The sequence below is a fragment of the Verrucomicrobiota bacterium genome (assembly GCA_016871675.1).
Taxonomy (GTDB): Bacteria; Verrucomicrobiota; Verrucomicrobiia; order Limisphaerales; family VHCN01; genus VHCN01.
Window position 1 is genome coordinate 12,393 of record VHCN01000039.1, and the last position, 17,872, is coordinate 30,264.

The 17,872-nt window shown below is 66.7% G+C and carries 19 protein-coding genes; 10 read left to right on the top strand and 9 right to left on the bottom strand.

Going from position 1 to position 17,872, the window contains the following annotated elements; translation table 11 throughout:
• Positions 1 to 12 precede the first annotated feature (12 nt).
• The 4 genes from FJ386_09610 (at position 13) to pgsA (ending at position 4,504) form a co-directional block, all read left to right on the top strand.
• Positions 13 to 984, top strand: coding sequence for a ribonuclease HIII (locus FJ386_09610; GenBank protein ID MBM3876959.1), 972 nt, complete (start codon positions 13 to 15; stop codon positions 982 to 984).
• Positions 960 to 2,114: a glycerate kinase gene (locus FJ386_09615; GenBank protein ID MBM3876960.1), complete on the top strand. Its 1,155-nt coding sequence runs from the start codon at positions 960 to 962 to the stop codon at positions 2,112 to 2,114. Before FJ386_09610 ends, FJ386_09615 begins: the two co-directional genes overlap by 25 nt.
• 41 nt (positions 2,115 to 2,155) lie before the next feature.
• Positions 2,156 to 3,811 (top strand): 30S ribosomal protein S12 methylthiotransferase RimO, encoded by a 1,656-nt coding sequence (gene rimO, locus FJ386_09620; protein ID MBM3876961.1) that lies wholly within the window; start codon positions 2,156 to 2,158, stop codon positions 3,809 to 3,811.
• Positions 3,812 to 3,907: 96 nt separating this feature from the next.
• Positions 3,908 to 4,504, top strand: a complete 597-nt coding sequence (pgsA, locus tag FJ386_09625; protein MBM3876962.1) for a CDP-diacylglycerol--glycerol-3-phosphate 3-phosphatidyltransferase — start codon at positions 3,908 to 3,910, stop codon at positions 4,502 to 4,504.
• Positions 4,505 to 4,586: 82 nt separating this feature from the next.
• On the opposite strand, the gene FJ386_09630 is transcribed toward pgsA, so the two are convergent.
• From FJ386_09630 to FJ386_09650, 5 genes are read right to left on the bottom strand one after another with little or no spacing between them, the layout of a single operon-like run.
• Entirely contained in the window at positions 4,587 to 5,249 is a 663-nt protein-coding gene (locus FJ386_09630; protein MBM3876963.1) for a DUF1326 domain-containing protein, read from the bottom strand.
• A gap of 37 nt (positions 5,250 to 5,286) precedes the next feature.
• Positions 5,287 to 5,499 (bottom strand): hypothetical protein, encoded by a 213-nt coding sequence (locus tag FJ386_09635; protein MBM3876964.1) that lies wholly within the window; start codon positions 5,497 to 5,499, stop codon positions 5,287 to 5,289.
• A gap of 13 nt (positions 5,500 to 5,512) precedes the next feature.
• A complete protein-coding gene (locus FJ386_09640; GenBank protein MBM3876965.1) occupies positions 5,513 to 6,484 on the bottom strand; it encodes a molybdopterin dehydrogenase in 972 nt (323 codons plus the stop codon).
• The gene (locus FJ386_09645; protein MBM3876966.1) at positions 6,481 to 8,622 is read right to left on the bottom strand and encodes a xanthine dehydrogenase family protein molybdopterin-binding subunit; all 2,142 of its coding nucleotides are present in this window, start codon (positions 8,620 to 8,622) and stop codon (positions 6,481 to 6,483) included. Before FJ386_09645 ends, FJ386_09640 begins: the two co-directional genes overlap by 4 nt.
• On the bottom strand, positions 8,622 to 9,239 hold the full coding sequence (locus FJ386_09650) for a (2Fe-2S)-binding protein (GenBank protein ID MBM3876967.1): 618 nt from the start codon (positions 9,237 to 9,239) through the stop codon (positions 8,622 to 8,624). Before FJ386_09650 ends, FJ386_09645 begins: the two co-directional genes overlap by 1 nt.
• A 213-nt stretch (positions 9,240 to 9,452) precedes the next feature.
• On the opposite strand from FJ386_09650, the gene rpmE reads away from it, so the two are divergent.
• The 3 genes from rpmE to FJ386_09665 all read left to right on the top strand — a co-directional run bounded on the left by rpmE (position 9,453) and on the right by FJ386_09665 (position 11,600).
• The gene (rpmE, locus tag FJ386_09655) at positions 9,453 to 9,704 is read left to right on the top strand and encodes a 50S ribosomal protein L31 (GenBank protein ID MBM3876968.1); all 252 of its coding nucleotides are present in this window, start codon (positions 9,453 to 9,455) and stop codon (positions 9,702 to 9,704) included.
• 192 nt (positions 9,705 to 9,896) lie between these two features.
• Positions 9,897 to 10,976, top strand: coding sequence for a peptide chain release factor 1 (prfA, locus tag FJ386_09660; GenBank protein ID MBM3876969.1), 1,080 nt, complete (start codon positions 9,897 to 9,899; stop codon positions 10,974 to 10,976).
• A gap of 45 nt (positions 10,977 to 11,021) precedes the next feature.
• Positions 11,022 to 11,600, top strand: coding sequence for an HAD-IA family hydrolase (locus FJ386_09665; protein MBM3876970.1), 579 nt, complete (start codon positions 11,022 to 11,024; stop codon positions 11,598 to 11,600).
• A 310-nt stretch (positions 11,601 to 11,910) separates the two neighbouring features.
• Here the strand turns inward: FJ386_09665 and FJ386_09670 are convergent, their stop codons facing one another.
• On the bottom strand, positions 11,911 to 13,212 hold the full coding sequence (locus FJ386_09670; GenBank protein ID MBM3876971.1) for a phenylacetate--CoA ligase: 1,302 nt from the start codon (positions 13,210 to 13,212) through the stop codon (positions 11,911 to 11,913).
• A 121-nt stretch (positions 13,213 to 13,333) separates the two neighbouring features.
• Here FJ386_09670 and FJ386_09675 point away from each other — a divergent pair, with 121 nt between their 5' ends.
• Positions 13,334 to 14,023, top strand: a complete 690-nt coding sequence (locus FJ386_09675) for a hypothetical protein (GenBank protein MBM3876972.1) — start codon at positions 13,334 to 13,336, stop codon at positions 14,021 to 14,023.
• On the opposite strand, the gene FJ386_09680 is transcribed toward FJ386_09675, so the two are convergent.
• Complete coding sequence (locus tag FJ386_09680) at positions 14,020 to 14,211, bottom strand: hypothetical protein (GenBank protein MBM3876973.1); 192 nt, start codon at positions 14,209 to 14,211, stop codon at positions 14,020 to 14,022. The genes FJ386_09675 and FJ386_09680 overlap by 4 nt on opposite strands.
• Before the next feature lie 73 nt (positions 14,212 to 14,284).
• On the opposite strand from FJ386_09680, the gene FJ386_09685 reads away from it, so the two are divergent.
• Entirely contained in the window at positions 14,285 to 15,502 is a 1,218-nt protein-coding gene (locus FJ386_09685) for a UPF0261 family protein (protein ID MBM3876974.1), read from the top strand.
• Positions 15,503 to 15,549: 47 nt separating this feature from the next.
• Here the strand turns inward: FJ386_09685 and FJ386_09690 are convergent, their stop codons facing one another.
• The gene (locus FJ386_09690; GenBank protein ID MBM3876975.1) at positions 15,550 to 16,524 is read right to left on the bottom strand and encodes an ABC transporter permease; all 975 of its coding nucleotides are present in this window, start codon (positions 16,522 to 16,524) and stop codon (positions 15,550 to 15,552) included.
• Positions 16,517 to 17,431, bottom strand: a complete 915-nt coding sequence (locus tag FJ386_09695; GenBank protein MBM3876976.1) for an ABC transporter permease — start codon at positions 17,429 to 17,431, stop codon at positions 16,517 to 16,519. Before FJ386_09695 ends, FJ386_09690 begins: the two co-directional genes overlap by 8 nt.
• A 241-nt stretch (positions 17,432 to 17,672) precedes the next feature.
• Here FJ386_09695 and FJ386_09700 point away from each other — a divergent pair.
• Positions 17,673 to 17,872 (top strand): VCBS repeat-containing protein (locus FJ386_09700; GenBank protein MBM3876977.1); only part of this gene is annotated, 200 nt, incomplete at its 3' end.

Here is a 17,872-nt window from a genome sequence, read left to right on the forward strand (position 1 = left end):
GCGGCAACGTTCGTGACGCCGCTGACCTCCCACACGTGCAGGCTCACCGACCCGCAGGCCGCCACGCTCAAGTCGTGGCTCGAAGCGCGGGGATTGAAGTTCCGTGACGTGCCTTACGCGCGCTTCGCCGCGGACGGCGACCAGTGGAACGTCGTCTTCTACAACAGCGGCAAGCTCGTCGTGCAGGGCAGGGGCACGCGCGACTTTGTCGAGTTTGTCCTCGAGCCTGAAATCCTGAAGGAAGCGCGCCTCGGCTACGAGGCGGTGCTGAATCCCGAGATGCTCCTGCCCCGGCTCGGCGTGGACGAAAGCGGCAAGGGCGATTTCTTCGGGCCGCTGTGCATCGCGGGCGCCTACGTGAACGAGGCGGTCGTGCGCGCGTGGCAGGACGCCGGCGTGCGCGACTCGAAGCACATTTCGAGCGACCGGAAGATTGCCGAGCTTGCGAAGCTCATCCGCGAAACGCCCGGATGCGTGTCCGACGTCGTGACGATCGGAAACGAGGCTTACAACCGGCTTCACTTGAAGATGCGCACCGTGAACGCCGTGCTCGCATGGGGCCACGCGCGCGTCATCGAGAATCTCATGGGTCGCCGCGAGGCGATGAACCCGCGGCCCGTGCGCGCCATCAGTGATCAGTTTGCTTCGAGCAAGGACACGGTCGCCAAGGCGCTCATGCCGCTCGGGCGCGAGGTCGAGCTCGTCCAACGCCACAAGGCCGAGGCGGACCTCGCCGTGGCCGCGGCGTCGATTCTCGCGCGGCACGAATTCGTCACGCGGCTCGTGGCCCTGGAAAAACAGTTTGACGTGAAGTTGCCGAAAGGTGCGTCCGCCGCCGTGGATGCCGCCGCGAGGGAATTCCTCACGAGGCACGGCGCCGCCGGTTTGCCGAAGGTGGCGAAAATGCACTTCCGCACCGCGCTCCGGGCTCAAGGCCTGCCCGAGCCGCCGCGAGTGGAATGGAAGCGCGGCGCAAAACGTTGAGCAAGCTCGTGATGTCGCTGCGCGTCCTCATCGTGCCGGACAAATTCAAGGGCACGCTCACGGCTCAAGCCGCGGCGGATGCCATCGCGCGGGGGTGGCGAAAGGCTCGTCCCGGGGACCGCCTCGAACTCCTGCCCATGAGCGATGGCGGCGATGGCTTTGGTGAAGTGCTCGCAGACCTGCTCGGCGCTCGGCGGAAATCCGTGCGGACGGTGGACGCCGCGCACCGGCCTCTTACCGCGCCGTGGTGGTGGGAACCGCGGACGAAGACCGCGATCATCGAGTCTGCAAAGGTCGTCGGGCTCGCGCTGCTTCCGCGCGGGAAGTTCCATCCGTTCGAGCTCGATACGTTCGGCCTCGGTGCCGCGCTGGAAGCTGCGGCGGCGAACGGCGCGCGGCACATCCTCGTGGGCATCGGCGGGAGTGCAACGAACGACGCGGGTTTCGGAGTCGCGCGTGCGCTGGGCTGGAAGTTTTTCGACCGAGCAGGAGCAGCCATCGAGTCGTGGACAGATCTGCCCCCGCTCAGTCGTGCAGTCGCACCGCGGCGCAAGTTGATCCGGGACCTGAGAGTGGCCGTGGATGTGCAGAACCCGCTGCTCGGTGTGCGCGGTTGCTCGCGAATCTACGGCCCGCAGAAAGGACTGCGTAAGCGGGACTTCGCGCGATCTGAGATGTGTCTTCGCCGGCTTGCAGATATTCTCGCGCGGGACCTCGGTCGCGATGACCGCCGGGAGCCCGGCGCGGGGGCCGCGGGCGGATTGGGCTTTGGGTTGCGTGCGTTTCTCAGCGCGCGGCTTTTGCCGGGATTCGACCTCTTCGCGACGCACGCCGCGCTCGATCGCCGCTTGCGAATGTGCGACGTGGTCATCACTGGCGAGGGCGCGTTGGATCGTTCCACGTTGATGGGCAAGGGCGTCGGCGAAATCGCGCGACGCGCCCGAGCGCGCGGTCTCCCGTGCATCGGTCTCGGCGGTGTGGTCAACGACCGCGCGAGCCTGACCAGACTCTTCACGGAGACCCACGCGCTCGCGCCGGACCTGACGGACGGCGAGTCAGCGATGAGGCAGGCCGCGCCGTGGCTGGAGTTGCTCTCAAACCGCGCGGCCCGTAGCCTTGCCTTGCTGTGAGCGACCCGACCCAACCCGCTGCGCGCCGGCTGCGCGTCGGCATGATTTCCCTCGGCTGCGCGAAGAATCTTGTGGACGCCGAGATCATGCTCGGCTCGCTGCTCCAGGACGGAGCGGAGATTACGAACGACCCGGTGGACGCCGACGCGGTGATCGTGAACACGTGCTCGTTCATCGACGCCGCGCAGGAGGAGAGCGTGGACACGATTCTGGAGAGCGCCGCGGTGCGCGACGCGCAGCACCGCGGGCAGGCCGTGATTGTGTCGGGCTGCCTCGCGCAACGCTTCCGCGACGAACTGCCGAAGCTCTTCCCGGAGGTGGACGCGTTCATGGGCATTGACCAGGTGGCGCAAGTCCCGGCCATCGTGAGGAAAGCACTTGCCACTCGCGCTCAAAGAATCGCAGCCGGGACAAAGTCCAAGGTCAAAAGTCCAAAGTCCGCGATCACGAAAGCCATCGCTGGACTGGAACAGCGCCACCCAGATCCCGAACACGCGGGCACCGGGTCGCTTGGCGCCGCAGGCAGGTTTGGCAGGTCGAGCGAACCCAGTGTTGACTCATCCGCCATCCGCCCTCTGCCATCCGCCGTTCACGATGTCTCCGCCCGGCCGACGTTCGTCCCCGACTTCGCCACGCCACGCTTCCGGCTCACGCCGCGGCACTTCGCCTACGTGAAGATTGCCGAGGGCTGCAATCATCCGTGCAGCTTTTGCATCATCCCGCGTATGCGCGGTTCGCATCGGAGCCGCGCGCAGGCGGACGTCGTCGCCGAAGCGCGGGCGCTGCTCGCGGACGGGGTGAAGGAACTCAACCTCATCTCGCAGGACTCGACCTACTACGGGCTCGACTTGCGCGCGAACGCCAGCCGCGCGATTGCCTCGCCGGAACGGTTCACCACGGCCGCGAAGGCGCTGGCCGCCGATGCCACGACGCTTTGCACGCTGGTGCGTGAGTTGAACAACCTGCCGGGCGACTTCTGGATCCGCCTCCTTTACACGCACCCGGCGCACTGGACCGACGAACTCATCCGCACCATCGCTGCCTGCCCGAAGGTCGCGCGTTACGTGGACATTCCGCTGCAACACATCCACGACGAGATGCTCCAGCGGATGCGGCGCGAGACGTCGCGCCAATACATCGCGGACCTGCTCGCGGCCATCCGCGCGGGCATTCCCGGAATCGCGCTGCGCACGACGTTCATCGTCGGATTCCCCGGCGAGACGGAGGCGCACTTCGAGACGCTGCTCGACTTCATCCGGGAGTCGAGATTCGAGCGACTTGGCGTTTTCGCCTACTCGCAGGAGGAGGGCACCGTCGCGGGCCGCATGGCGGGCCAGGTCCCCGACAAGGTGAAGCAGCGGCGGCGCGCGCGCGCGATGGCGGAGCAACACGCGGTCGCGCGTGACGTGAGCGAACGCTTCGTCGGCCGCACGCTCAAGGCGCTCGTCGAAGGGCCAGCGAACGACCGGCATCTCAAGCAGGCCGGCATCCGCTCGTGGGAACACGGGCTTTTGCGCGACGGAACATCCCGGAACTCGAAACTCCAATCCCGAAACTACTCCGTCGCCCGCGGCGACGCGGACGCGCCGGACATTGACGGGCGGGTGTATGTGCGCGGGTTGCTGCCGGCGGGCGAGTTCGCCACGGTGCGCGTCGACGGGCACACGGACTACGACCTGATTGCAGAGCCAGTGTGACGGCAGGGTTGCCGGTCACGCGCTGCGTTTTTGCGTTTCACGATTCACCCGTCCGTCGTAAAACGTGACGCTTAAGATGCAAGTGATGCCGCCCGAATGAACCTTCCCAACCAACTGACGGTGTTGCGCTTCGTGATGACGGCAGTCTTCCTCGCCGTGATGTTTTCGCGCTCGCCGGTGAATGACACGCTCGCGCTCGTGTTCTTCAGCATCGCGAGCCTGACGGATTACTTCGATGGCAAGATCGCGCGCGAGCGGAAGCTGATCACGAACTTCGGCATTCTGATGGACCCGCTCGCGGACAAGATCCTCACGTGCTCGGCGTTCATCGCGCTGGTGGAGCGGGCGCAACTGGCGCCGGCGCCCATCGTGATCGTCGAGGCGTGGATGGCCATCGTGATCGTGGCGCGTGAACTGGCGATCACCGGTCTGCGGCTGCTCGCGGCGTCGAAGGGTGTGACGCTCGCGGCAGAACGCTACGGCAAGCATAAGACCATTTCGCAGATGGTGGCGGTCATCGCGCTGCTCGTGCTCGACGCGCACGTGGAGTGGTGGCCGGTGCTCAAGGGGTTTTTCAACCCGTGGGTCGGGCCGTTCGCGCAGTTCTCGCTCTGGGTGACGGTCTCGCTGACGGCCACGTCTGGCGCGCTCTACCTGTATCGTAACAGGGAGATTTACTTGAGTGACGTGTGACAGGGGGTGCCGAGAGTGCGGCCGGGGAAAAAGAGGCCGGAGGCGCTTCGCCCTCCGGCTTTCGTGCGAATCGGCTGGTGAATCAGATCGAGAACGTGCCGAGGAACGCGCTGCGCTGGTGACTTGCGGTGAAGGTCACGTTCAAGCCCGTGCCGGCGTAGCGGGCCACCTCGGTGAACGCGGGGAGCGCGCCGGCGATTTTCGTGAGCGGCGGGTAGAAGGTGGTCTCGTTGCCGCAGACGTGGTCCTTGTCGCCGAAGCACCGGGTGGTGATGGCGACGAGGTCCGCGGCTTTCACCGACGCGCAGCCGGCCTTGGTGCAGTTGCCAATGTTCGTCTCGATGGCGGCGGACTTTATCTCGGCGACTTCGCTGATGAGTTTGCCGCCTGCGGCGCGAACCATTGCCACGAGGGCTTCTCGCTGCTTCGCGTCGGCCTTCGAGTCCACGATGACAACGGCCTTGCCCGCGCGTGGCGCGAAGGCCTGGTCGCCCATCGTGGTGTCGGTGCGGACGACGGCGATGACCTTGAGGCCGTTCAGTTGCGTGCCGTTCCATGTGCCTTCGCGGATGGCCCACGTGAGGATGGCTTCCTTGCCCGTGAGGCCCATTTCGGCGTTGGCGAAGCACGGGCCGGTGTAGATGTCGCAGGTGCGGACTTCGAGGTAGTCGCCATGGATGCTGGCAGCGCGCGAGGTGAGCACGGAGGCTGCGAGGAGGGTGGCGAGTAGGATGCCGGTTTTCATGGTCGTGTCGTGTGGCGCCCGGCTTGTGCGGGCATGGTTAAAGTAGATAACACGTGCGCCCGTTGCAACACCGGGTTTTGTCCGCCAGTTCGCCGTCGGGGCCGAAGGCTTCGCAGGTTTTCTGGCACCAATAGACGCCGCTGGAGAATTCGTCGTCCGGCGCGCCGGCGGCCGAGTGGAACATTTCCTTGCTGCGCAGGTGGCGGCACGGGGCGCGGAGGTCAATCGAGGGGGGTGGGGTCGGTTCCATGGCCAGGTCTCCTTCAAGCCGCGGCGAGCACGGCGCGCTTCACGGCGGTTTTCACGAGTTGCAGTTTGTAGGTGTTTCCGCTCAGTGGCTTCGCTCCGTCGGTCGCCGATAGGCCGGCGCGTGTGGCGGCGGACTCGTCGGGCTTCAAGCCTTCGAGCACGCGGCCGGCGCTCGCGGCGCGGTGCGGCGTGGTGGCGACGTGGCCGAGCACGACGCGGGCGTCGGTGATGAGGCCCTTGTTGAGCTTGTAGGCGACGGTGGCGGTGACATACGGCCAGTCAAGTCCGGCCCGGTGGCGGACTTCGTAAGTCGCGTTCTTGAGTCCGAGGTTCGGGACAAAGACGTCCGTGACGATTTCGTTCGGTTTGAGCGCGGTCTCGCGTTCGTTGTCGTTGCGCGGCGTTGTGAAGAACTCGGCGGCGGCAATCTTGCGGGTCTTCCCCTTGGGTCCGACGACGTTGATCTCGGCGCCGAGCGCGACGAGCGCGGGGCCGAGGCTCGACGCGCTGACGAAGAGCGCGTTGCCGGTGGTGTTGAAGACGGCGTGGTTGCGGTTGTCGCCGTCACGGACGAGGGATTTCCCGTCTTTCATGGCGAGGAGGCCGTTGCCGTTGCGGAAGAACCAGCAGCGCGGGCGCTGGCAGAGGTCGCCGCCGACGGTGCCCATGTTCATCATCTGCGCGGAGCCGATGCCGGTCGCGGCGGTGACGAGCGCGCGGAAGTTTTTCTGCGCGGCGGAGTGTGCGGCGAGCTCGGCGAGGGTGACCATCGCGCCGATGCGCAGGCCCTTGGAATCGGACTTGAGGTCGTCGAGGCCGGCGAGGTTGCGGAGGCTGACCAGGCGCGAAGGCGAGGCGAGTCCGTCCTTGATGCAGGTCAGCAGGTCGGTGCCGCCGGCGAGAACCTCGGTGCGGCCCCACGTGTCGCCGAGGAGTCCGACGGCTTCGTTGATGGTCTTGGGCGCTGCGTATTCGAATGGCTTCATGCGAGCTTGCCTCCTTTCTGGAGGGCGTTGATGACGCGGTCGGGCGTGAGCGGAAGGTCGGGCACGCGCACGCCGATGGCGTTGGTGACGGCGTTGGCGATGGCGGCCATGGGTGAGATGGCGGGTGGCTCGCCGATCCCGATGACGCCGCGTTCGTCGTAGCCTTTGCCGGTCATCATGTGGACCTTGAGGATGCCGACGTCCTTGAGCCCGGCGAGTCGGTAGAACTCCATGTCGGGGTTGAGCATCTGGCCGGTGGCGGGATCGTAGACGGCCTCTTCGTAGAGCGCGGAGGTGATGCCCATGATGACGGCACCGAAGACCTGGCTCTCGGCGAGCTTGAGGTTGATGATGAGGCCGCAATCCTGCACGGCGACCATCTCGTTCATTGTGACGATTCCGGTCTCGATGTCCACGGAGACGTCGGCCATCTGCGCGCCGCCGACCTGCGCGCTGAGAAGGCCGGCTGCCTGCGCGGCGTTCGGGTCGCACACGCCGCGCTTGGTGATGGTGTTCGGGCCGAGCAGCGCGCACGCGGTCTTCCACGGCACGGCGTAGGCGGGATTGCCAATCTGCCGGATCGCGCCGGCGCTGGCTTCAAGCTGGTCGGCTTTCACACCCATGCGAGGGGCGAGTTGGTCGAGCAGTTCGTTCAACACGGCGGTCGCGCCGATGCGCGCGGCGGCGCTGACGCCGCCGATGGTGGTGCTGCCGCCGGAACCGCCGGAGGGCGGATAGCGGTTCGTGCCCATGAGCATCTTCACCTGATCCATCTGGATGCCGAGCGTTTCCGCGACGACTTGCGGGACGGTCGTGCGCGTGCCGGTGCCGAGGTCTTGCGTGCCCATCTTGACCTCGACGGTGCCGTCGGAATGGATGGTGATGTCGCACTGGCTCGGATGGCCGCGGCCGCCCCAGGTGTGGATGGCCATGCCGAGTCCGCGCTTGATGGGGCCGCGCGTGGTGTCGCCGCGTGGATGGGCCTTCTTGCGGTAGCCAATCATGTCGGCGCACTTGAGGAGTTCGGCCTTGTAAACGTCCTCGCGGTCGGTGAGGTCGAGATTCTTCAGGAAGAAGTCCAACTCGTCCATCTTGAGCGCGGCCGCGGCGTCGGCGAGTGCGCACTGCGTGAGATAGCAGCACTGCGGATGCGCCGGCGCGCGCCACGCGCGCTGGGCGCCTCGGTTGGTGAGGATCCGGCGGCCGTTGATCGCGATGCTCGGGATCTTGGTGAAGACGTAGGGCAATTGCGCCATGTTCCAGCCGCTGACGCCGCCGGTGCCGACGATGTCCGCGCTGAAGGCGGTGATCTTGCCGGTGTTGTCGAGGCCGACCTTGACCTTGCCGTAAGCGGAGGGACGGTTGCCGGCGATCATCTGTTCGAGATCGCGGTCGAGCATGAGCTTGACGGGCTTGCCCGTCTGCTTGCTGAGCGTGGCGCCGATGACGCCCCATTTGTCGAAGTTGAACTTCGAGCCGAAGCCGCCGCCCATGTATTGGGTCTCGACGAAGATCTTGTTCTGGTCCACGCCGACCTGCGCGCCGAGTTGGTTCGCGTAGCCCGTGACGTTTTGCGTCGAGGGCCAGATGTGGAGCTCGTCGCCCTTGATTTCGGTGACTTGGCCGTGCGGTTCGAGGCAGCAGTGCGTGATGACGGGCACGCCATAAACTCCCTCGTGGCGGACGGCTGCCGCGCCAAAGGCCTGGTCGAAATTGCCGACGTTGCGCACCGCGGGCGCGCCGCTCTGTGCGTTCACGAACTTCGGGTCGTTGTCCACGACTTGATGTGGCGTGGCCTTGTAGGTGACCTTGACCAAGTCGGCGGCTTCCGTGGCGATTTCCTCGGTGTCCGCCGCGACGGCGGCGACGATCTGGCCGACGTATTGGACTTCCTTGAGGTCGGCGTCCACCCACACGGCGCGAACGCCCTTGAGGGCGGAGGCGGCCTTGGTGTCCACGCCCGAGACGTCCGCCCGCGCGTGCGGCGAGGTGACGACCTTGGCGTAGAGCATGCCGGGGCGGTTGACGTCGTAGGAGTATTTTGCCGAACCGGTGGCCTTGGCGGGGCCGTCGGCGCGGTCGTAGCGCTTGCCGATGTGGGCGCGTTTGTCAGCGGCGGGCCATGCAACGGTAGCCATTACGCTCCTCCTTTCTTCGCGGCGTCGGACACGGCGAGCAACATGCCGGCGTAGGTGCCGCAGCGGCAGAGGTTCCCGCCGAGCCCGGCGCGGATTTCATCCATGGTGGCGTTGGGATGCTTGCGGACGAAGGCGGTTGCCGCCGTGACGAAGCCCGGCGTGCAGAAGCCACACTGCTGCGCGTCGTTCTTGACGAAGGCCGACTGCACCGCGCTCATCTTCTTCGGCGTGCCGATGCCCTCGACGGTCGTGATGCTCCGGCCCTCGGCCTCGATGGCGAGCATCGTGCACGAGTAAACGGGCTCGCCGTCCACAAGGCACGTGCACGAGCCGCACGTGGCGCGATCGCAGACTTTCTTGCAGCCGGTGAGGTCGAGGCGGTTGCGGAGCGCGTCGAGCAGCGTGACGCGCGGCTCGAGGTTGAGCTTGTGCGCCGTGCCGTTGACCTTGAGCGTGACGGGCACTTCGCCCGGCCCACGGATGCCGGCTTCGGCGGCGGAGGCCTCGGGCTTGAGTGTGGTGATGACGCTCGCGGCGGCGCCGGTGACGCCGATGCCCCGCAGAAAGCCGCGGCGTGAAAAGCCGGGCGGTTCGGGTGTTTCCTTTGGATGAGACATGGTGCCTTTCGCCGGGGCGGACTGCCGGGCAAATGACGCACACTTGCGACGAAGCGGTCCGACACTCAGGGATTCTGTTGGGCCGTTCTTAGTGGGCCGGGGCCGGGGCCGCAAGTAAAAAGGCCGACGCGCGTCGAGAATCCGTTTATGGTCGCGCGGCCAAATTCCCGCTTGTCACTTCACGACTCGCTGGTATGGTCGCGACCCTTTGATATGAAGGCTGACATTCATCCGAAGTATGTTGAGGCCGAGATTCGTTGCGCCTGCGGCAACGTGATCAAGACCCGCTCCACACGCGCCACGGCCCTGCTCGGCATCTGCAACGTCTGCCACCCGTTCTACACGGGCCAGCAGAAGTTCGTCGACACCGCCGGCCGCGTCGACAAATACCAGCAGCGGCTCGTCAAGACGCAGGCCGCACAAGCCGTTCAGGCCGAGGCCAACACGAAGCGCAAGAAGAAGTAGCGAGCTTTCCGCAACCCGCCCGTGGGCCTTCACCGGCCGGCGGGCGGGTTTGCTTTTGGCACCCTTGCGCGGGGGGGTGCGGAGAGCATTCAGAGTCCAGCAATCAGTGCCCGGCTCCCGCATCCCGAGCCGAGGCAGGATCAACGACCGAACCGCTGTCCAAACCCTGAACACTGGCCGAACCTGCGTTCCATGGACCTGCGTCCGCACATTGAGAAACTCCGGCAGCGCTTCGCCGACGTCGAGTCGGCCCTGAGCGCGCCCGACGCCTTTGCCAACCCGCAGCGCGCGCAAGACCTCTCCAAGGAGTATTCGCGCCTCAAGGAAATCTCCGCCGCGGCCGACGCCTACCTCAAGACGCTCGATCAACTCACGGAAAACCGCGCCCTCCTCGCCGCCGAACCCGATGGCTCCGAACTCGCGCAACTCGCCAAGGAAGACATCGCCCGGCTCGAGGCCGAAACACGGCACCTCGCCCTCGAAGTCCAGCGCGGCCTCATCCCGCCCGACCCGGCCGACTCGCGCAACACCATCATCGAGATTCGCGCCGGCGCCGGCGGCCAGGAATCCGCCCTGTTCGCCGCCGACTTGCACCGCATGTTCTCGCGCTACGCCGACGCGCGCGGCTGGAAAGTCGAGCCCATGGACGCCAGCCCGAGCGACCTCGGCGGCTACAAGGAAGTCATCTTCGGCGTGAACGGGCAGGACGTTTACCGACGCCTCAAGTTCGAGTCCGGCGTCCACCGTGTGCAACGCGTGCCCGCCACCGAGGCCAGCGGACGCATCCACACCAGCACCTGCACCGTCGCCGTGCTGCCCGAGGCCGCCGACGTGGACATCGAGATCCGCCCCGAGGATCTCGAGATCGGCGTCTGCCGCGCCGGAGGCCACGGCGGGCAGGGCGTCAACACCACCGACTCCGCCGTGCGCATCGTCCACAAGCCCACTGGCGTCGAAGTCCGCTGCCAGGACGAGCGTTCCCAGCTCAAGAACAAGGCCAAGGCCCTCAAAGTCCTCCGCACCCGGCTCCTCGACCGCAAACTCGCCGAGGAGAAAGCCAAGTATGACGCCCAACGCAGCCAACAGGTCGGCACCGGCGAACGCAACGAACGCATCCGCACTTACAATTTCCCGCAGAACCGCGTCACCGACCACCGCATCGAACTCACACTCTACAACCTCGACCGCATCCTCGAAGGCGCGCTCGACCCCGTCATCGAACCCCTCATGGCCAACGACGTCGAACAGCGCCTCCAGTCGCTGAAACTCTGAACGCGGCGCTCGCAACTTCAGACCTTGAACTTTGAACCCACTCCCGTGATCCGCGGCCTCATCTTTGACTGCGACGGAACCCTTGCCGACACCATGCCCCTTCACTGGGAGGCATGGCACACGGTCACACGCCGCCACGGCATCCACTTCACCGAGGAGCGCTTCTACGCACTCGGCGGCGTGCCTTCGCGCGACATCTTTCGCCTCCTCTGCGAAGAACAGGGCCACGCCAAGGACCCCGTGGCCCTTTCGCTCGAGAAAGAGCACGCCTTCCTCCCGCTTTTAGGCGGCGCCGAGCCCATCCCGGAGGTCGTCGCCATCGCCCGCGAACACGCCGGACGACTCCCCATGGCCGTCGCGTCGGGAGGCAAGCTCCACGTCGTCCAACAAATCCTCGTCCACCTCGGCATTCGCCAGCACTTCGACGCAATCGTCACCAGCGAGGACGTGGTGAACCCAAAACCCGCGCCCGACATCTTTCTCGAGGCCGCCCGTCGCCTCGGCGTTCCGCCCGCAGCCTGCCGCGCGTTCGAAGACACCGACCTCGGGATGGACGCCATCCGCGCCGCGGGCATGGACGCAGTGGACGTGCGCCTGTTGCGCAGGACAGCGGTTCAAATTTAAGGCGCGGCTTCATGCCGCCGGACATGGCTGCTGCAAATCCCCACTCGGGCCAACGGGGAGCTTCCAGGTACAACACGCCCGCGACCATGGCCGGGGTGTCCGGCTTGCGAAGAAACCCGTCGCAACCGATGTCGCGCGCGGTGCGATGGGGTGGCTGCGCGTCGCGGGTCTTGGAGTGCGGTCGCAGAGCGAAGGGACGACCCGGCCTGGGTTCGCTTGCCGCACGCCAAAGCGGCGGGGCGCTCAGCGTCCCGCCGCAGTCCGAAGAACTCATTCTCCACCTCGTCGGCCTGCGCCCTGGGCGCGGCATTCACTCGAGCACCCAGCGCTGCGCTTTCATCTCGAAGCGCGGCAGCGCGCCGGGGGCCACGGCACGGACGGGGACAGAGAGATTGAGCGAGCTTTCGATCGCATGGGTCACGCGGCGCACGAGCGAACCGGTGTCGAGGCAGCCGGCGTCGGGTTCGAGGTCGAGTTCCATCGAGACGAGTGCCGGCGTGCGGTTCACGCGCACGCGGTATTCGGCCACGCCGCCGCATTTGCGCACGATGTCCTCGATGGCGCTGGGGAAGACGTTCACGCCGCGGATGATGACCATGTCGTCCACGCGGCCGAGGATGCCGCCTTCAAGCGCGAGGTCGAAGCGGCCGCAGTCGCAGGGCAGCTTGGCGGCAGGGTGCGCGGAAATCTTCACGAGGTCGCCGGTCCGGTAGCGCAACAGCGGCGAGGCGTGGCGTCCGAGTGTGGTGAGGACGAGTTCGCCGGTGTCGCCGGGCGCGACGGGGCGGGCGGTCGCCGGGTCGAGGACCTCGGCGATGTAGGCGGATTCGTTCACATGCAGCACGCACGGACGCGCAGGGCATTCGAAGGTGACGGGGCCGACCTCGGTCATGCCGTGATGGTCGTAAACGCGCGCGCCGGGCCAGGCTTCCTGCAAGCGCAACCGCGTGGAGCCGATGCTGCCGCCGGGTTCGCCCGCGACGCTGAGGGTGCGGACTTTGGAGTGTCGAAGGGACATCCCTTCAGCTTCGGCGACTTGCGCAAGGTGCAGCGCGTAGCTTGGCGTGCAGCACAGGACGGTCACAGCCTGGTCGAGAATGGCGCGGAGCCGCGCGACGCTGCTCATGCCGCCGCCGGCGACGCAGAGGCAGCCGAGGCGCTGCGCGGATTCGAACGCGGTCCAGAACCCGAGGAACGGCCCAAACGAGAACGCGAAGAAGACGGTGTCCGAGTGCGCGGTGCCCGCGGTGCGGTGGACGAGTTCCCAGTTGTCGAGCATCCAGTTCCAGCTCGCGGGCGTGTCGAGCCAGCGCAGCGGACGGCCGGTGCTGCCGCTGGTCACATGGCAGCGCGTGTATTGGAAAAGCGGATACGTGAGGTCGGACCCGTAAGGCGGATTGGCCGCCTGATCCTCGACCAGTTCCTGCTTGGTGGTGAAGGGCACGCGACTCTTGAACGCCTCGATGCTCTCGATGTCGGCGCTGACACCGGCCGCGCCGAGTTTGCGCGAGTAAAAGGGGTTCGCCGGGAGCACTTCGCCGAGCAGTTCACTGAGGCGAAGAAACTGTGCGGAGAAAATCGCAGTGCGATTGTGGCGCGGATTGTCGGTCATGGATATCGGGAAACGCCCGAAGCCAAGCATGAACACAGGCGGTCGTTCAACATCGAAACGGCGCGCGGGGCGCCCGCCCGGCAGACTTCCCGGCGCGCCGGAATCGTCCTAACCTCCGCGCGTGATCCGACTCGTCCTGTTCGACATCGATGGAACGCTCATCCAGACCGGGGGCGCGGGGGTGCGCGCGTTTGGCAAAGCGTTCGAGAACGCGTTCGGCCTTCCGAATGGCACAGAGCAGTTAAAGTTCGCGGGCCGCACCGACTCCAGCCTCGTGCGGGAATTCCTCTCGCGGCACAATCACGACCTCACGGCGGAATCGCTGCAGCGGTTTTACGACTGCTACGTGTTCTGGCTCGACCACCTGCTTGACCAGTGCCACGGGCGCACGTGCCCGGGCGTCTGGTCGTTTCTCAGCGACCTGCAATCGCTCCCCCAACCCCCGGCGTTCGGGCTGCTCACGGGAAACATCCGCCTCGGCGCCGAGATCAAACTGCGCCACTACGAGTTGTGGGGGCTGTTCAGCGTCGGCGCGTTCGGAGACGACCACGAGCATCGGGACGAACTCGCCGCGATCGCGCAGCGCCGCGCCTCGCGCGCCCTCGGCCGAAGGCTGTGCGGCGAGGAAATCCTCGTGATCGGCGACACGCCGCACGACATCACGTGCGCGAAGTCCATCGGTGCGCGAAGCCTCGCGGTGGCGACGGGCGCGCACTCAGTCGGGGAATTACGCGGCTTGCAACCGACGTGGGTTGTCGCGGAACTCGGTGAAGCCCGCGCTCGCGAACTTTGTGCCGCGAGGGCCGCCTAGTGCTTGGCGGGCTGGAGCACGACGTCGAGTCCCTCGCGCGCGGCTTCGACGGCGAGTGCCACGCTGTCCTCCACGCAACTGTGCCCCCAGCCGGCGCGCCCGATGTGAAAGCTCCCCGGTTTCAACTGCTCGAACGTGATGTTCCCGGGCATGTCCCGCAGCCCGGCGGGGAAGCAGGAGCGCGCCATCCGCCCCGCGAGCGCCGCGCGGCGATTTTCAACTCCACATCCCGCGGCTCCGCGCTACGCTGCGCCCCATCCAATGGCCACGATCGCAATCCTCGGCACGATGGACACCAAGGGCGAGGAGCACGGCTTCGTCGCCCGGCTCATCCGCGAGCGCGGCCACGCGACGGTCGTGGTCGATGTCGGCGCGCTTGAGGCTCCGCAACTCGCGCCGGATGTTTCACGCGACGAAATCGCGCGCGCCGCCGGCGCGGATCTCGCCGCGCTCGTGGCCCGGCGCGACCGCGGCGAGGCCGTCGCCGCGATGTCGCGAGGCGCGCCCATCGTGCTCGCGCGGCTCGCGGCCGAGGGGAGGATTCAAGGCGTGATATCGCTCGGCGGCGGCGGCGGCACGGCTATCGCGACCGCGGCGATGCGCGCGCTGCCGGTGGGTTTCCCCAAGCTCATGGTCTCCACGCTTGCGGGTGGAAATGTCGGCCAATACGTCGGCGTGAAGGACATCGTCATGTTCCCTTCCATCGTGGATGTCTCGGGCATCAACCGCATCTCGCGCGAGATTCTCACGCGCGCCGCGGGCGCCATCTGCGGCATGGTCGAGGCCACCGTCGCCCGGGGCGGCGACAAGCCGGTGATCGTCGCGAGCATGTTTGGCAACACAACCGCGTGCGTGCAGCGCGCGCAGAAACAGCTTGAAGCCGCGGGCTTCGAGGTGCTCGTTTTCCACGCCACGGGCACGGGCGGCCGCACGATGGAATCGCTCATCGAGACCGGTTTGATCACCGGCGTGCTCGACATCACCACCACCGAATGGGCCGATGAACTCGTCGGCGGCATCCTCGGCGCCGGTCCGTCACGGTGCGAAGCCGCCGCGCGCCGCGGTGTCCCGGCGATCGTCACGCCCGGCTGCCTCGACATGGTGAACTTCGGCCCGCCGGAAACGGTTCCGGCGAAGTTCGCCGGCCGGACCTTCTACGCGCACAACCCGCAGGTCACGCTCATGCGCACCACTCCCGACGAGTGTGCGCAACTCGGCCGGATACTCGCCGGAAAGGTCAACCTCTCGACGGCGCCCGTCACGGTGCTCGTGCCGCTGCGCGCGATCAGCGTCATCAGCGCGGAGGGACAGAAGTTTCACGATCCGGCCGCCGACCGCGCGCTCTTCGAAAACCTCAAGGCGCACCTACGGCCGGGAATTCCCGTCATCGAGATGGATTGCGCCATCAACGACCCGGCCTTCGCCGGTGCGTGCGCGGGGGAGTTGCTCAAGAACATCAGGGCGGCGAAGACCGCGTAGCTCGCGGGGCGCTGCGAGTCACGAGTCGACGCCCGGCGACGCGCGGCTCACTTGCCGGCGCGCGGATCGAACGCGTCCCGCAAGCCGTCGCCGACGAAGTTCAGCGCGAGGAGCAGCGACACGAGCATCACGCCGGGGAACGCGATGAGCCACCAGTAGATGCGGACGGGATTGATCTGCCCCGCGCCCTCCGCGATGAGCGAGCCGAGGCTCGCCTGCGGCGGCTGGATGCCGAGGCCGAGATAGCTCAGGAACGATTCGTAGAGGATGATCGCCGGCACGAGCAGCGTGAGATACACGATGATCACGCCGGCGACATTCGGGAGGATGTGCCGCCACAGGATGCGCGCGTGACTCGCGCCAAGCGCGCGGCTGGCGTCCACAAACTGGCGCGTGCGCAGGGACAGCACCTGTCCCCGGACGATGCGCGCCATGGTCAGCCACGACACCGCGCCGAGCCCGGCGAACAGGCAGATGAACTGCGCCGAGCGCGCGCCCTGCGTCGAGAGCCCCGCGGACTTCATCGTGTCAAGCACGCCGTTGATCGTCGTGATGAGCACGATCACGAACACGATCGACGGCAGCGAGTAGAGCACGTCCACGATGCGCATCATCGCGCTGTCCCACCGGCCGCCCAGATAACCCGCCACCGCGCCCCACGTCACGCCGATCACAAAACTCACCAGCGCGCCGATGACGCCCACGAGCAGCGACACCCGCGCGCCGAAGAAAATCCGGCTCAGCAAGTCACGCCCGTGCACGTCCGTGCCGAGCCAGTGCGTCGCATCGGGCGGGTGGAATTGCGCCTCGCCCACGGCATCCGGCGCGTGCGGCGAAATCCACGGCCACACGAGGATGATGCCCAGCATCACGACGAGCAGCCCGGCGCAACCCACCGCGAGCCGGTTGCGCAGGAACCGCCGCCACGCGCGCTGGTTGGGGGAGAGGTGCGGAGCGACGACGGAGTTCGAGGCTCCACCGGGGTCGGTTCGCGCCCCGACGTTCGCCGCGGGCTCACTCATACACCACCCTCCGGTCGAGGTAGCTGTAGGCGAGATCGACGAGCAGGTTCAAGGCGAGCAGCAGCGCGGCGTAGAGCAGCACGAGACCGACGACCATCGTGTAGTCGCGGCTCAGCGAACTGTTCACCATGAACACGCCGATGCCCGGCACTTGGAACAGGTTCTCCACCACGAACGACCCGGTCAGCAGGTCCGCGAGCATCGGGCCCGAGTAGCTCACCACGGGCAGCACCGCGATGCGAAACGCATGTCTCAGCAGCACCTGCGTGTCGCCGAGCCCCTTCGCGCGCGCGGTGGTGATGAACTCCGCGTGCAGCGTCGTCTGCATGCCCTCGCGCATCAATCGCGCCACCCGGCCCGCGAAGTAAAGCCCGAGCGTCAGCGTCGGCAGCACCACGTGCGCGGGGCTTTCCCACAACCCCACCGGCAGCAGCCGCCAGTGGATCGCCGCGAGCACGATGAGCAGCGGTCCCACCACCAGCCCCGGGATGCACACCGCGAGCACCGCGAGCAAACTTCCCGCGTAGTCGCCGAACTCCCCTTTGCGCACCGCCGTGTAGAACCCCAGCGGGATGCCCACCCCCATCGCAAAGCAAAACGCCATCCCGCCGAGCGCCAGCGACACCGGCAGCCCCTGCGCGATGATGTCCGTCACCGAATGGTTGCGATACTTCAGCGACGGCCCGAAGTCGCCCTGCGCCACGCCGCCGAGGAAGCGCAGGTATTGTTTCCACAACGGCTCGTCCAGGTGATACTTCGCCTTGAGATTGCGCTCGATCTCCGGCGACGCCGGCTTGCGCTCCTTGTCAAACGGCCCGCCCGGCGCCACACGCACCAGCGCGAACGCCATCAGGCTGATCACCAGCATCAACGGCAGCATCCACGCGAGGCGTTTCAGGAAATACATGGCGCGGTCCGATGACGCCCGACTTGCTAGCGGAGAACCACGGCGAAGACAATGCAGCAATGCGCTCGGCGCCAGCGACGCATGCTGCCCGGGCGCTCTCCTGATCTGAATCTTCACCCTAATCCTAATCTCCCCTTCAGGTGCGCCGGAGGATCAAGAATAGGATGAGGATTACGATCAGGCCGTGTCGGCGGGAGTCTGGCCGCTTGACCCACTCTCCACGACTTGCGACAACTCCACCATGAAGCCACTCGTTGGGTCCTTCGCCGCCGTGTCCATTGCCTTTGCCGCCTCCGCTGCTGACACCACCTTGCACTCGTTCAAGAAACAACAGCTCGAAAAACACTACTGGTCCGAGGGCGCGATGTTCGGCGACTTGAACCGCGATGGAAAACCCGACGCCGTCTTCGGGCCGTATTGGTGGGAAGGCCCGGCCTTCAC